At 44.0% G+C, this 14959-nt stretch carries 10 protein-coding genes; all 10 read left to right on the plus strand.

Translation table 11 applies throughout. The annotated features are described in order from the left end of the window. The first annotated feature begins 45 nt into the window (after positions 1 to 45). On the plus strand, positions 46 to 1089 hold the full coding sequence (locus tag L4C39_RS12490; protein WP_017051173.1) for a rod shape-determining protein: 1044 nt from the start codon (positions 46 to 48) through the stop codon (positions 1087 to 1089). Between the two features lie 65 nt (positions 1090 to 1154). Continuing rightward, positions 1155 to 2111, plus strand: coding sequence for a rod shape-determining protein MreC (gene mreC, locus L4C39_RS12495; RefSeq protein ID WP_017051172.1), 957 nt, complete (start codon positions 1155 to 1157; stop codon positions 2109 to 2111). After that, on the plus strand, positions 2101 to 2589 hold the full coding sequence (mreD, locus tag L4C39_RS12500; RefSeq protein ID WP_017051171.1) for a rod shape-determining protein MreD: 489 nt from the start codon (positions 2101 to 2103) through the stop codon (positions 2587 to 2589). The genes mreC and mreD overlap by 11 nt, the downstream gene beginning before the upstream one ends. 4 nt (positions 2590 to 2593) lie before the next feature. After that, the gene (locus tag L4C39_RS12505; protein ID WP_017051170.1) at positions 2594 to 3163 is read left to right on the plus strand and encodes a Maf family protein; all 570 of its coding nucleotides are present in this window, start codon (positions 2594 to 2596) and stop codon (positions 3161 to 3163) included. Between the two features lie 20 nt (positions 3164 to 3183). Continuing rightward, on the plus strand, positions 3184 to 4653 hold the full coding sequence (gene rng, locus L4C39_RS12510) for a ribonuclease G (protein ID WP_261888578.1): 1470 nt from the start codon (positions 3184 to 3186) through the stop codon (positions 4651 to 4653). Positions 4654 to 4663: 10 nt separating this feature from the next. After that, positions 4664 to 8539: a YhdP family protein gene (locus L4C39_RS12515; RefSeq protein ID WP_429746199.1), complete on the plus strand. Its 3876-nt coding sequence runs from the start codon at positions 4664 to 4666 to the stop codon at positions 8537 to 8539. Positions 8540 to 8577: 38 nt separating this feature from the next. Next, positions 8578 to 9393 carry a carbon-nitrogen hydrolase family protein gene (locus L4C39_RS12520; protein ID WP_113799580.1) on the plus strand — a complete coding sequence of 272 codons (816 nt, stop codon included), beginning with the start codon at positions 8578 to 8580 and terminating at the stop codon, positions 9391 to 9393. Positions 9394 to 9410: 17 nt separating this feature from the next. Then, positions 9411 to 10856 carry a metalloprotease TldD gene (gene tldD, locus L4C39_RS12525; protein WP_017051166.1) on the plus strand — a complete coding sequence of 482 codons (1446 nt, stop codon included), beginning with the start codon at positions 9411 to 9413 and terminating at the stop codon, positions 10854 to 10856. A gap of 284 nt (positions 10857 to 11140) precedes the next feature. Next, entirely contained in the window at positions 11141 to 14050 is a 2910-nt protein-coding gene (rapA, locus tag L4C39_RS12530) for an RNA polymerase-associated protein RapA (protein ID WP_429746202.1), read from the plus strand. A 124-nt stretch (positions 14051 to 14174) separates the two neighbouring features. Further along, complete coding sequence (locus L4C39_RS12535) at positions 14175 to 14912, plus strand: pseudouridine synthase (protein WP_113799575.1); 738 nt, start codon at positions 14175 to 14177, stop codon at positions 14910 to 14912. The last annotated feature ends 47 nt before the right edge of the window (positions 14913 to 14959 follow it).

Raw genomic sequence — 14959 nt, forward strand, 5'->3', positions numbered from 1 at the left:
TAGTGCAATTTTTGTCTTCTAATTCTTGCAGGATGAGCGAAGAATATGTTTAAAAAACTTCGTGGCATGTTTTCAAACGACCTATCTATCGATTTAGGTACTGCCAACACACTTATATACGTTAAAGGCCAAGGCATCGTTCTCGATGAACCTTCAGTAGTTGCAATTCGTCAAGACCGTTCAGGATCAGCAAAGAGTGTTGCAGCTGTCGGCCATGAAGCGAAGCAAATGCTAGGTCGTACACCCGGTAATATTTCAGCAATTCGTCCGATGAAAGATGGTGTGATCGCCGACTTCTACGTAACTGAAAAAATGCTACAACACTTCATTAAACAAGTTCACGATAATAGCGTGCTTAAACCAAGCCCACGCGTTTTGGTTTGTGTACCTTGTGGTTCTACTCAGGTTGAGCGTCGTGCTATTCGTGAGTCAGCACTTGGTGCGGGCGCTCGTGAGGTTTACCTGATTGATGAACCAATGGCCGCAGCGATTGGTGCTGGTCTTCGAGTATCTGAAGCAACAGGCTCGATGGTTATCGATATCGGTGGCGGTACAACAGAAGTCGCGGTAATTTCACTGAATGGTGTGGTGTACTCATCATCTGTTCGTATTGGTGGTGACCGTTTCGATGAAGCGATCATTAACTATGTTCGTCGTAACTACGGCAGCTTAATTGGTGAAGCAACGGCAGAACGCATCAAGCATGAAATTGGTTCAGCGTATCCTGGTGATGATGTTGAAGAGATTGAAGTGCGTGGTCGTAACCTTGCTGAAGGTGTTCCTCGTAGCTTTACACTTAACTCAAATGAAATTCTTGAAGCACTGCAAGAGCCACTATCCGGCATTGTTTCAGCTGTGATGGTTGCGTTAGAGCAATGCCCACCTGAGCTGGCTTCTGATATCTCTGAAAATGGCATGGTTCTAACAGGTGGCGGTGCGCTACTGAAAGACCTTGATCGCTTATTAACAGAAGAGACTGGGATCCCAGTTGTCGTTGCAGAAGAGCCATTAACATGTGTTGCTCTTGGTGGCGGTAAAGCTCTAGAAATGATCGACATGCATGGCGGCGATCTGTTCAGCGAAGAATAACGGTTTAGTGCTAGGTTCTAGAAATGTTCTAGTGCCTAGGACCTAGATTCTAGGACCAAATATAAATGAAGCCAATTTTTGGTAGAGGCCCATCTCTACAACTGCGCTTGTTTTTTGCTGTAATTCTATCAGCCAGCCTTATGCTGGCTGATAGTCGTTTAGACACATTCTCAAGTGTCCGCTATTTCCTCAATAGCCTTGTTGCCCCTATTCAATATACAGCTAACTTACCGCGAGTCATGTTTGATGGTTTCTATGAGCGTTTGAATACTCGTCAAGGTTTGATAGAAAATAGTTACGCAATGAAGCGAGAGGTTCTGCGCCTCAAAAGTGACTTGATCTTATTGGATCAATATAAAGAAGAAAATCAACGATTACGTAAATTATTGGGTTCTCCTTTCGTTCGAGATGAGCGCAAGGTGGTAACCGAAGTGATGGCTGTCGATACGTCTCCTTACCGACATCAAGTCGTTATCGATAAAGGTCGGATTGATGGTGTATATGAAGGGCAACCTGTTCTGAATGAAAAAGGTGTTGTCGGTCAAGTGACGTTTGTTGCCGCTCATAATAGCCGTGTATTGCTACTGACTGATGCAAATAATGCCATCCCTGTTCAAGTGGTACGTAATGACATCCGAGTGATCGCTTCTGGAAACGGGAAAGTAGACCAAATTCAGCTTGAATATATACCCACCAGTACTGACATTCAGAATGGTGATTTTCTGGTGACTTCAGGTTTAGGCGGTGTTTATCCTGAAGGGTATCCTGTTGCCTATGTGACATCTGTTGAACACGATATGCGTCGTGAGTTTGCGGCCATTACCGCCGAGCCTGTAGTTGAATTTGATCGCTTAAGGTATTTACTCTTGATTTGGCCGAATGAAGAGCGCCGTCTTCAAGTTCAGCAATCTGCCCCAGAAAGTATGGCGAAGGAGCAGGTTAAGCATGAAGATGAAGCCGCAATAGCGAAAGATAAAGCAAAGAAAGATGATGTAAAAGTAGAGGCTAAAAATGGCGAATAGTGTATTAAGAAGCAAAATCGTGATTGGTACCTCTTTCATCTTTGCGTTAGTGCTACAAACTATTCCATGGCCTGGGCTCCTAGATTTATTACGCCCATCTTGGTTATTACTTGTGACGTGTTATTGGGTGCTCGCATTGCCACATAGAGTCAATGTTGGTACCGCATTAGTTTTAGGGCTACTTTGGGATTTATTGATTGGATCGACATTAGGTATCCGAGGGATGATGATGTCGCTCATCATCTACATCATTGCATTGAACTTTCTTGTCATTAGGAATATGGCATTGTGGCAACAGGCCATAATCATCGGTTTATTAACGATTCTAATGCAAGTATTGATCTTCTTTGGTGAATATTTGATCCAAGATGTCGTGTTTAACCCATTATCTCTGTGGGCAGGTATGATTAACTGTATACTTTGGCCATGGATGTTTTTACTAATGAGACGAATTCGTCGTCAGTGGCATGTGAGATAGTCTAATGCACAATGAAATAAACCTAGTACTAGCATCAGGCTCTCCAAGACGTAAAGAGCTACTTGAGCAACTTGGCTATCAGTTCAGCATTGTGAATGCGGACATAAAAGAAGAGAAGCAAGCTCATGAAAGCCCATACGAATATGTTCTTCGTTTGTCTCAAGATAAAGCTCGGGCAGGGTTAAGTTTATCTGCTCCGGACTCAATCGTGATTGGTTCTGATACTGTGGTTGTTTGTAATAATCAAGTATTAGAAAAGCCAGTTGATTATTCTGATTCTAGATCCATGTTGCTAAAACTATCGGCTAACCGCCATCAAGTGATGACAGCGGTTAGCGTGGTAACAGACACTAAACAATCGTCAGTAGTGGTGACTACTGATGTATGGTTCAAGCCCCTAACTGAATACGAAATAGAACAATATTGGTTGTCAGGGGAACCATGCGATAAAGCTGGAAGTTACGGAATACAAGGTTTAGGGGGGCGATTTGTCACCCGTATAGAAGGAAGTTATTACGCCGTTGTCGGTTTACCTTTATTTGAAACAGACCAGCTCTTGCACGAATTCTTATAAATTACATTGAGGTGCGCTTCATGAGTGCTGAGTTGCTATTAAATGTGACCCCGAGTGAAACTCGAGTGGCCATGATAGAAGGTGGAGTTCTTCAAGAAGTCCATGTCGAACGCGATGCTCGTCGCGGGATTGTTGGAAACATATATAAAGGCAAAGTAAGCCGTGTTCTACCAGGAATGCAGGCTGCTTTTGTTGATATCGGCCTTGAAAAGGCGGCGTTTTTGCACGCTTCAGATATTGTTCCGCATACTGAATGCGTCGCTGAAAATGAGAAAAAACAGTTCCAAGTTCGTGATATTTCTGAATTAGTTCGCCAAGGCCAAGATATCGTTGTTCAGGTGGTGAAAGACCCACTTGGCACTAAAGGCGCTCGTCTTACTACCGATATTACCTTACCTTCTCGTTACCTTGTCTTTATGCCGGGGGCGAGCCATGTTGGCGTCTCTCAGCGTATTGAAAGTGAATCAGAGCGTGGTCGATTGAAAAAAGTCGTATCACGTTACTGTGATGAGCACGGTGGTTTCATTATCCGCACCGCTGCGGAAGGGGCAGATGCGAAAGAACTGTCTCAAGACGCTGCGTTTTTGAAACGTTTGTGGCAGAAGATCATTGAACGTAAATCAAAATATAAAACTCGTACTACACTTTATGGAGAGCTTGGTTTAGCACAACGAATCTTACGTGATTTTGTTGGCACTGAACTGGACAAAATTCAAATCGATTCTCGTCAAGAGTTTGAATACTTAAAAGAATTTACTTCTGAGTATGTGCCTGAGCTAACGTCGAAATTAGAGCTGTATGAAGGTGACAAGCCTATTTTTGATATGCATGACACTGAGAATGAAATTCAGCGTTCACTGGACCGAAAAGTGGAACTTAAATCCGGCGGTTATTTGATTATCGATCAAACTGAAGCGATGACTACCGTCGATATTAATACGGGGGCATTTGTTGGTCGTCGAAACTTAGAAGAAACGATTTTCAATACTAACGTTGAAGCGACTCAAGCGATTGCTCGTCAATTGCGTCTGCGTAACCTTGGTGGGATCATTATTATCGATTTTATCGATATGATGTCAGAAGAGCACCGTAAGCGAGTATTGAATTCATTAGAGTTGGCATTAAGTAAAGATCGCGTTAAAACCAACATAAACGGCTTTACTCAACTTGGTTTGGTTGAAATGACCCGCAAACGAACTCGAGAAAGCATTGAGCATATTCTTTGTTCGAGTTGTCCTACTTGTGAAGGTCGCGGTTCGGTGAAAACTGTCGAGACTGTCTGCTTTGAAATTTTACGTGAAATAACGCGAGTAAATCGTGCTTATGATGCAGATAAATTTGTGGTTTATGCTTCACCTGCCGTCGCTGAAACGTTGGAAGGTGACGAATCACACGCTTTAGCTGAGTTGGAAGTCTTCATTGGTAAGCAAGTCCGCATTCAAGCTGAGTCACTGTATATTCAAGAACAATTCGATGTTGTTATGATGTAATGAGAGTTTTGTGAGTTCAACTTTTACACGCTTATGGCGAATTTTATTGTGGTTGTTAGTTACAGTGTTAGTGATTCTTGCTATCACTGTTACGGCCTTGCGCATTACGTTACCTCAGCTAAATCAGCATAAATCTGAGATAGAAGCTTGGGTGAGTAAAGGATCTGGTTTTGAATTCACCCTTTCTGGTGTTAGCGGCTTTTGGCGTAACACGCATCCCTCCATTTCCTTAAAAAATATCGATGCCAATTTAGCTGGGCAAGAGAATCATCTCTCTGTTGAGGAAGTCGAAATAGAATTCGATCTTATTCAATCGATGATTCACCTTAAGCCAGTTATCGCTGATCTCACTCTGAATGGGTTGAACTTAGATATTCGCTCGATCGGCTTGGTTCAGAAAGAGGGTAACAATCTTCCTAGTGATTCGGCCAAAGCGCCGCAGTCCAATGTGATACAAAAACTGGATTCGTTGCTGCTACGCCAATTAGAAGATTTCACCGTGGCGAACTCTTTGGTGCAGTACCAAGCGGTTTCAGGTGAAGAGCGTCAGCTTGATATTAGTCACCTGAAATGGCGTAACCAAGGTAAAAACCACAAAGTGGAAGGCGAAGTGAGCCTCGCGGACTCAAGTCTTAACTCATTGTTGGTAAGTGCTAACTTTATTGATCATGGATCGCTGCAAGTTGTCTCAGGGGAGTTCTATGTCAGTGCTGAAAACGTATTAGTGACTCCATGGTTAACCCGTTATCTACAAACAGAAACGGGCATTGATCAAGGTAAAGTGAGCTTAAATAGTTGGATAACATTACATCGCAGTAAACCCGTCGATGCTTATGTTGAAGTACTTCCGTCAGAACTGTCATGGACGGAAGGTTCAAAGCACGATCTAATTATTGAATCTGGCATATTTAAATTGTCTCCGTTGAAAAAAGGTTGGCAAGTTAATGGGCACTCACTTCAACTTAGAACTGACGACACGCCATGGCCTGAACTGGATATTGCATTTGAGTGGCAACCCGAACAGTGGCGACTTAATGTTTCACAGCTTGATATTGCTACGCTAAGTCCTATGGCTAAATTGCTCCCTGATTCTACAGAAATGACGCAATTGCTAGATAAGCTTTCACCACGCGGTCGAATTGAAGATATACGTATTGCACAAGGGCAAGACGCCGATTCTTTAACCTATTCAGCCTCATTAGTTGATGGCGCGATTAAGCAGTGGGAACTTCTTCCTGGTGTTAACTATGCGAATGCCACCATTGCAGGTTCGAAAACTCAAGCGACAGCCAAACTACAAATTATCGATGATGAACTCCCTTATGGGGAAGTATTTCAAGCGCCATTAGTGATTAAGCAAGGTGCGGTTGATGTGGTGTGGCAACGCCAAGATGACGGCTGGAGTTTATGGGCAGATAAAGTCACCGCAGCGACTCCGGATTTACAAGTACTAGGTGCTTTCCGTCTGGATTTTCCGAATAACGCTAGTCCATTTCTCTCTTTTTATGCGGAAGCGGATGTGTATAACGCAGGACAAACATGGCGTTATTTACCGACTCTTGCTCTTGGACAAGACCTTACAGATTATCTCTCTGCTGCGGTTCAGGCAGGGAAAGCCCATACTGCGAAATTGTTGTGGTATGGAGAGTTGGGCGATTACCCATATCAAAAAAACGATGGCATCTTTCAAGCTTGGGTTGGTCTCGAAGATGCGAAGTTTAGTTTTGATACCGCTTGGCCACTAGTGACTAATTTGCAGTTGGACCTTCTGTTTGAAAATGCGGCAATGCACTTAGATTCACGTTCTGCAAAATTGATGGGAGTCAACGCGCAACGTATTACAGGGCGTATCCCCAATTTAGGAGAAGGCGGGCATATCGAAATTGAAGCGAAAGTCAGTGCTTCAGGAAATGCAGTACGGGATTACATGACAGCCTCGCCATTGGTTGACTCTGTTGGTGCTGCTCTTACCGCGATTCAAGTGAGTGGTAAGGTATCGTCCGAATTTAAGCTAAATATTCCATTTGATGAAGGCAAAGATACACGAGCATGGGGCTTTGCTGATTTAAAAAATAATCACGTAGAAATGGCTGCGCCACCAATGACTCTGGAAAAAGTCACGGGGCGAATTAAATTTGATGATGATGTAATTATGGCTTCTGGACTGGGCGGTGAGATCTTAGATCAACCGGTATCCATTGATTTTACCGGTGAGAATGCAGGCCAAGGCTATGCCGTAAAATTGGATGCGGTAGGGGATTGGGATGTGAAGCCACTGACGCCATACCTTGGACAACGATGGTTAAAGCGATTGAGTGGCCACGCACCTTGGGAGCTTGGGGTAGACCTTCAACTTAATGATGTTGGATTTACTTATCAGCTAGATTTGCAATCAAACCTAACTTCTTTAGAGAGCCAGTACCCATATCCGTTAGCAAAATCTGCCGGAGATAAGGGTAAAGCTAGTTTACAAGCGTCAGGTAACCAAGAGTCCATAACCGCTCGTTTGCAATTGCCTAATACTAAGTACCAAGCAGAAATCGATATCACTCAAGATACACCAGTACTCACCGCCACTAACTTAGTGCTCGGGAATGGCGGCTTTAAAATTAGCCCTGTCGTTGGGCACCACGTTCTTGTTCGTACTGATACGTTTGATTTGGATGAGTGGATTTCTGTGGCTGATGAGCCTGTCGTCGGTGCAAAATCGGTGGTTGATACCATGAATACCCCGATTATTCCGTTGCCTAAACGTTTGAAAGTACAAAGCCAAGCTTTAACATTTGCAGGCCTTGAATGGCATGATGTGGACTTTAGTGCTCGTAAAAAAAACCTCGGTTGGCAGATGGATGTTGAGAGCCAAGAAATTGAAGGTCGAGTGAATTATCTTGAACCTTACGATCTGAGTGTATCCCTCGATAGACTGCACATCTATGTTCCTGCTATTGATAAAGTATTAGAAGAAAAAACGCCGGAAGAAGAAAAAGCAAAACAACTGAGGCCTTTAATCTCAGAGTTTGAACGGAAATTCCATAAAGCGATGCCGAACTTAACCTTAGTGATCAATGATTTTTGGCTGCAAGGTTATAACGTAGGTAAAGTAAACGTTGATCTCCAACGCCAAAATGATCGGCTTGAATGGAAAAAGGTTCAAGTGATCAGTGGAACGAATGAACTTAACATTGATGGCTGGTGGACACTCAAAGATGAGGTGAGCCACTCCAGTACAAATGTTCATATTAAAGGCGAAAATAATAGCGATTTGATGGAGCGATTCGGTGTTGATTCCGGTATTCAAAAAGCTCCATTTGAGATAACCACCCAAGCGAAATGGGATGGTTCACCTTGGTCAATGCAAGTGAACACCTTGTCAGGTAATCTTGATCTGACCTTTGGCGAAGGGGTGATTTCTGATGTGGGTGGTGCTGCTCGCCTACTCGGTCTATTTAGCCTTGATTCAATCATCCGTAAGATGAAACTCGATTTTAGTGACGTATTTGATAAAGGGATGGCATTTGCGAGCATCACTGGTAGCGGGAAAATCCAAGATGGTGTGTTTGTTACCAATGACATTAATATGGATGCGGTCGCGGGTGAGATGAATATTAAAGGCCTTGCGAATTTGAACACTCAGTTGGTTGATGCTGAAGTAGAATTCACGCCCGATATTACCTCAGGTATTCCGGTACTGACCGCTTTCGCTGTGACGCCACAAACCGCGCTTTATGTACTTGCGATCACCACGGTAATTTCACCCGTTGTTGAGGTAATCACTCAAGTAAATTATGAAGTGAAGGGACCGCTTGATTCACCTGTGGTAAAAGAGCTTTCACGGAGCAAAGGCGAATTTAAGCTACCAGAGAAGCTGTTGGAAAAATTAAAATAGAGACTGAAATATAGGTTTGAATAGCAAAAGGAATCGCTATGAGTAACGTTGGAATCATTCAAATGACATCAGGGGCGGATCCTTGGGTTAACTTGCAGCATATAGAAGATCAGCTAAACAAGTTCGCTCAAGAGAAGGTTACTTGGGTCCTGACACCAGAAAATTCGATTATTTTTGGTAGCAAAGAGGATTACCATCGTTATGCTGAGCCACTGAATCAAGGACCGATTCAGGAGAAACTGCAATCACTAGCTCGACGATTTAAGCTATGGCTAGTGATTGGAAGCATGCCGATTCGAACGGAAAAAGGTGTCACCACCACGACTTTAGTGTTCGATGATTTTGGTACGCTGGTGACACATTACGATAAACTGCATATGTTTGACGTGGATGTTGCCGATAAGCACCAATGTTATCGAGAATCTGAGACCTTTACTCCTGGTGATAGAGTGGTCACGCATGAGGCACCATTTGGGTGTTTAGGTTTGAGTATTTGTTATGATGTGCGTTTTTCACATCTATACTCAGAATTGAGGCGTAAAGGTGCTCAAATAATTGTCGTTCCTGCTGCATTCACAGCCGTGACGGGTAATGCCCACTGGGAGGTGTTACTTAGAAGCAGAGCGATTGAAAATCAGTGTTGGATAGTGGCTGCCGGGCAAGGTGGAGTTCATCCTTGCGGTCGAGAAACGTGGGGACACTCTATGGTGATAGATCCGTGGGGTAGAGTCACTCGTCAACTCGACCAACATGCGCAGAACTTAGTGGTTGAGATCGATCTATCTCAAATAGAACCGATTAGGCAACGAATGCCAATCCTCCAACACTCGCGTTTTAGTAATCAATTTTATTAGGATAATAAGAACCAAATATGACCATTAATCGTCTTGAAGAAGCACTACTTAACCCTACTGGTTTAACTGAGCAAGATATTGCAGACACCCTTGCGAGTATTGCGACTCGTCAAATTGATTACGCAGATATTTACTTTCAATCAAGCTGGCATGAATCTCTAGTACTAGAAGACAGCATCATCAAAGATGGTTCTTTTAACATTGATTGTGGTGTAGGTGTTCGCGCAGTCTCTGGAGAAAAAACGGGTTTCGCATACTCGGACCAAATTCAGCTTGATGGCTTAAAGCAGAGTGCCATTGCGGCACGTGGTATTGCTCAACAAGGTCAAAATGGTCAGGTTCAAGCATTTAAGCGTAGCTCAAACCAAGCGTATTACGGCGCAACGAACCCATTAGAGTGTTGGCAGAAGCAGCAAAAAACAGAGCTATTACAAGCGTTAGATGCGTATATCCGGACTAAAGAACCGATGGTTCAAGAGGTTTCAATTAGTTTGAGTGGTGTGCACGAGCAGATGCTAGTTGCCGCAACGGACGGGACTTATGCGGGTGATATTCGCCCACTAGTTCGTTTGTCTATCAGCGTGTTGGCGCAAAAAGGAGATCGTCGCGAGCGTGGTAGCTCAGGCGGTGGTGGCCGCTTTGGTTATGATTTCTTCTTAGGTGATGAAAACGGAACTCAGATCGCTTATCAATATGCTGATGAAGCGATTCGTCAAGCGCTAGTGAACCTTGAAGCGATTGCCGCACCAGCAGGCGCAATGCCAGTGGTATTAGGTTCTGGTTGGCCAGGTGTCTTGTTACATGAAGCGGTGGGTCACGGACTAGAAGGTGACTTTAACCGTAAAGAATCATCGGTATTCTCTGGTAAAGTTGGCGAACAGGTCACGTCAAAGCTTTGCACGATTGTGGATGATGGCACGCTGAAAGATCTTCGTGGATCACTAAATGTGGATGATGAAGGTGTCAATGGCCAATACAATACACTGATTGAAAACGGCGTACTCAAAGGCTACATGCAAGATAAATTGAACGCTCGCTTAATGGGTGTTGCACCAACAGGTAACGGACGTCGTGAGTCTTATGCTCATCTACCAATGCCGCGCATGACAAACACATACATGTTGCCGGGTGAGCACAGCCCAGAAGAGATCATCTCGACAGTGAAGCGAGGCATTTACGCTCCGAACTTTGGTGGCGGTCAAGTGGATATCACTTCAGGTAAATTTGTTTTCTCTGCATCAGAAGCTTACATGATTGAAGACGGTAAAATTACTCACCCAGTCAAAGGTGCGACGCTTATTGGCTCTGGTATTGAAGCAATGCAGCAAGTCTCTATGGTTGGTAATGATCTGAGCTTAGATCGCGGTGTAGGTGTTTGTGGTAAAGCAGGTCAAAGTGTACCTGTCGGTGTCGGTCAGCCAACATTGAAACTGGATTCATTGACCGTTGGTGGTACCGAGTAAGATTTAGCTAAACAGTAAACACCATAAATGATGATAATGAGCGCCTAGGTAACTAGGCGCTCATTTTTGTAAATGCGTAAGAAAATAGACAGAAAAAGAGTCAAGATAATGAGTGTTTGGGCGTGACCTAAATCACAGCATCAAGTAAGATTAGCGACCTTTTTCTGTTCCTATAACATTCGTACTGAATTATTGAATGTTGCCTTTAAAATGGGCAACAGAAAGAAGATTTATAGCTAAAATTAATAGACCAAATTCCATTTAATAGATGAGGTAGTCAATTCATGACATTTGCTTTGGGGCAACGCTGGATTAGCGATACGGAAAGCGATTTAGGTTTAGGTACCGTCGTAGCATTGGATGCTCGTACAGTGACATTAATGTTTGCCGCTTCAGAAGAGAACCGTTTGTACGCACGAACTGAAGCTCCCGTAACCCGAGTAACATTTAACGTTGGAGATGTTGTCGAAAGCCAAGAAGGTTGGTCTCTCAATGTTGAACAAGTCATCGAAGACAAAGGATTGTTTACCTATATCGGTAAGCGCGAAGATAATGGCGAAGAAGAGATCGCACTGCGCGAAATTTTCTTAAGTAACCAAATTCGCTTTAACAAGCCTCAAGATAAACTGTTTGCTGGTCAGATTGATCGTATGGATAACTTTGTTCTGCGCTACCGAGCGTTGAGCAATCAGTTTGAACAGCACAAGAGCCCAATGCGTGGTCTGTGTGGTATGCGTGCAGGTCTGATCCCTCATCAACTTTACATCGCACACGAAGTGGGTCGTCGTCATGCTCCTCGTGTATTGCTGGCTGATGAAGTGGGCTTAGGTAAAACCATCGAAGCGGGTATGATCATTCACCAACAAGTGTTGTCTGGTCGTGCTGAACGTATTCTTATTGTTGTTCCAGAAACATTGCAGCATCAGTGGCTCGTTGAAATGATGCGTCGTTTTAACCTGCACTTCTCTATCTTTGATGAAGAGCGTTGCATTGAAGCCTTTGCTGAATCAGACAACCCATTTGATACCCAGCAATATGTTCTTTGCTCATTAGACTTCCTACGTAAGAGTCGTAAGCGTTATGAGCAAGCATTAGAAGGTGAGTGGGATCTATTAGTCGTGGATGAAGCGCATCACTTAGAGTGGAGCGAAGACAAGCCGAGTCGCCAATATCAAGTGGTTGAAGGGCTTGCTGATCGCACTCCAGGCGTACTGCTATTAACCGCGACGCCGGAACAACTCGGCCGAGAAAGCCATTTTGCTCGTCTACGCTTGCTTGATCCTGATCGTTTTTATGATTATCAAACCTTTGTCACCGAAGAAGATCAATACGCACCAGTTGCCGATTCAGTAACGGCACTGTTTTCGGGTATCAAATTAGAAAATAGCGCGAAGAATCAGATTACAGAACTGCTATCAGAGCAAGATGTAGAACCTCTGTTCCGTATTATCGAAAGTGACAGTGACGAAGAAGAGAAAGCCGCAGCACGCCAAGAGTTGATTGACAACTTAATGGATCGCCACGGTACGGGGCGAGTACTGTTCCGTAACACTCGTGCGGCAATTAAAGGCTTCCCAGAGCGTAATGTTCACTTGCTACCAATGGATATCCCATCTCAGTACACCACATCAATGCGTGTATCTGGCATGATCGGTGGCAAAATGCCTCCTGAAGCTCGTGCAATGAAAATGCTCTACCCTGAAGAGATCTTCCAAGAATTTGAAGGGGAAGATGCATCTTGGTGGCAGTTCGATTCTCGCGTTAACTGGTTATTAGAGAAAGTTAAAGAGAAGCGCAGTGAGAAGGTGTTAGTCATTGCCTCTCGTGCAAGTACGGCATTACAACTTGAGCAAGCACTACGCGAACGTGAAGGCATTAGAGCGACTGTTTTCCATGAAGGCATGTCAATCATCGAACGTGACAAAGCGGCTGCATATTTCGCTCAAGAAGAGGGTGGCGCCCAAGTTCTGATCTGTAGTGAAATCGGTTCTGAAGGTCGTAACTTCCAGTTTGCTAACCAATTGGTGATGTTTGATCTTCCATTTAATCCCGATCTGTTAGAGCAGCGCATTGGCCGTTTAGATCGTATTGGTCAAGAGCGCGATATCGATATTTATGTGCCTTACCTAAAAGGGACTTCTCAAGCGATTCTTGCGCGTTGGTTTGATGAAGGCCTTGGTGCATTTTCTGAAACGTGCCCGACAGGACGCGCGGTATACGACAAATACGCAGCGACATTGATCGACATGCTAGCGACAGGTAACACTGAGCAGTTAGATGAAATCATTGATGAGTCGGCGAAGATGAACAAAGAGTTGAAATCTCAGCTAGAGCAAGGTCGTGACCGTCTACTTGAGATGCACTCGAATGGTGGCGAGAAAGCGCAAGAGATCGTCAATAAGATCGTGTCAACCGATGGCGATACAGGCTTGATCACTTTTGCTTTGAGCCTATTCGACACCATCGGCCTAAATCAAGACGATAAAGGTGAAAACGCATTGGTTGTGACGCCATCTGAACATATGATGGTGCCGAGCTACCCTGGACTGCCTTATGAAGGCGCGACGATCACGTTTGATCGTGAAACCGCATTGTCTCGTGAAGATATGAACTTTATCAGCTGGGAACACCCAATGATTCAAGGTGGTATCGATCTATTGATGAGTGAAGGTGTCGGTACGTCAGCGGTCTCTTTACTGAAGAATAAAGCGTTGCCTGTTGGTACGATCTTGCTAGAGCTTATCTATCTTGTTGATGCTCAAGCACCAAAACGCAGTGGCATCAGTCGCTTCTTACCGCCAACGCCAATCCGTTTAATGATGGATGCACGTGGTAATGACCTGTCTGCACAAGTAGAATTTGAAAGCTTTAACCGTCAACTTAGTCCAGTAAACCGCCATTTAGGCAGTAAGCTGGTGGCATCGGTTCAAAATGATGTTTATAAGCTTATTTCATTAGGGGAAGCTCAAGTTGTAGAGCGTGTAGAAGCGATCCGTGAGCAGGCTCAGCAAGATATGCAGTCTAACCTTAATGGTGAGTTAGAGCGTTTACAGGCACTTAAAGCGGTAAACCCAAATATCCGAGATGAAGAGCTTAAAGCGATTGAAACGCAAATTCAAGAGTTAACGGGATATATTGGTAAAGCCCAAGTGCAGCTCGATTCATTACGCATGATAGTGGTAAGCCACAATTAATATTGTTTATTCTTGAGGGTGATATTGAGCGACCAATGAGCCTGATAAAGAGATAGCATGATAGAGCTCGATTTAGTTTTTAGACTAAATCGAGTTTTTCTTTTTTACTAAATGAGATGTCACAATGGCGATGATTGAATACACTCCCCCGACCGAACCTTGGATTGATATTGTGTATCAAGATAATGATATTCTGGTCGCCAATAAACCATCGGGATTGCTTTCCGTACCCGGTAGGGCGCCTGAGCATTATGATAGTATGTGGAGCCGTCTAGTCGCTGAATACCCAGAGATACAAGTGGTGCATCGACTCGATATGTCGACATCGGGTTTAATGCTTTTTGCTATGCATAAAGAAGCTGAGCGTTCATTGAAGAAGCAGTTCCAATATCGTCTGACACACAAAATATATTACGCACGTGTATGGGGACTGGTTGAAGAGGAACAAGGCGAGATTGACCTGCCATTGATCTGTGACTGGCCGAATAGACCAAGACAGAAGGTGTGCCATGAAGATGGAAAGCCATCACAAACGCGCTATCAAGTGGCGAAGCGTGAAGAGAAAACGACCTTATTGAGGTTACTTCCTATCACTGGTCGTTCACATCAATTACGTGTTCATGCGATGGAAATAGGGCACTCTATTGTCGGTGATGAGTTTTACTCGTCAGGTGAGGCGCTAACTTTCTCTGATAGATTAGCGCTGCATGCTTGTGAGCTGAGTTTTTATCATCCAGCCACCGAAAAATTGTTTACGGTGTTTGTGCCATGCGATTTCTATCCAGAGGTTGAGCCTCAAGTTCTGCAACACTTTGAAGCGAGTGAATGCTTACCAGACTACAAAACCTTACCTAAAAATTAAAAAAACGGCCATTCATTGAATGGCCGTTTTCTATAGAAATCTGAATC

The organism is Vibrio clamense, assembly GCF_050337905.1.
Lineage (GTDB): Bacteria > Pseudomonadota > Gammaproteobacteria > Enterobacterales > Vibrionaceae > Vibrio > Vibrio cortegadensis.

Excerpts from the sequence above, each read along its gene's own strand:
- L4C39_RS12490 (WP_017051173.1), top strand. The coding sequence starts at position 46 with ATGTTTAAAAAACTTCGTGGCATGTTTTCAAACGACCTATCTATCGAT.
- mreC (WP_017051172.1), top strand. The coding sequence starts at position 1,155 with ATGAAGCCAATTTTTGGTAGAGGCCCATCTCTACAACTGCGCTTGTTT.
- mreD (WP_017051171.1), top strand. The coding sequence starts at position 2,101 with ATGGCGAATAGTGTATTAAGAAGCAAAATCGTGATTGGTACCTCTTTC.
- L4C39_RS12505 (WP_017051170.1), top strand. The coding sequence starts at position 2,594 with ATGCACAATGAAATAAACCTAGTACTAGCATCAGGCTCTCCAAGACGT.
- rng (WP_261888578.1), top strand. The coding sequence starts at position 3,184 with ATGAGTGCTGAGTTGCTATTAAATGTGACCCCGAGTGAAACTCGAGTG.
- L4C39_RS12520 (WP_113799580.1), top strand. The coding sequence starts at position 8,578 with ATGAGTAACGTTGGAATCATTCAAATGACATCAGGGGCGGATCCTTGG.
- tldD (WP_017051166.1), top strand. The coding sequence starts at position 9,411 with ATGACCATTAATCGTCTTGAAGAAGCACTACTTAACCCTACTGGTTTA.
- rapA (WP_429746202.1), top strand. The coding sequence starts at position 11,141 with ATGACATTTGCTTTGGGGCAACGCTGGATTAGCGATACGGAAAGCGAT.
- L4C39_RS12535 (WP_113799575.1), top strand. The coding sequence starts at position 14,175 with ATGGCGATGATTGAATACACTCCCCCGACCGAACCTTGGATTGATATT.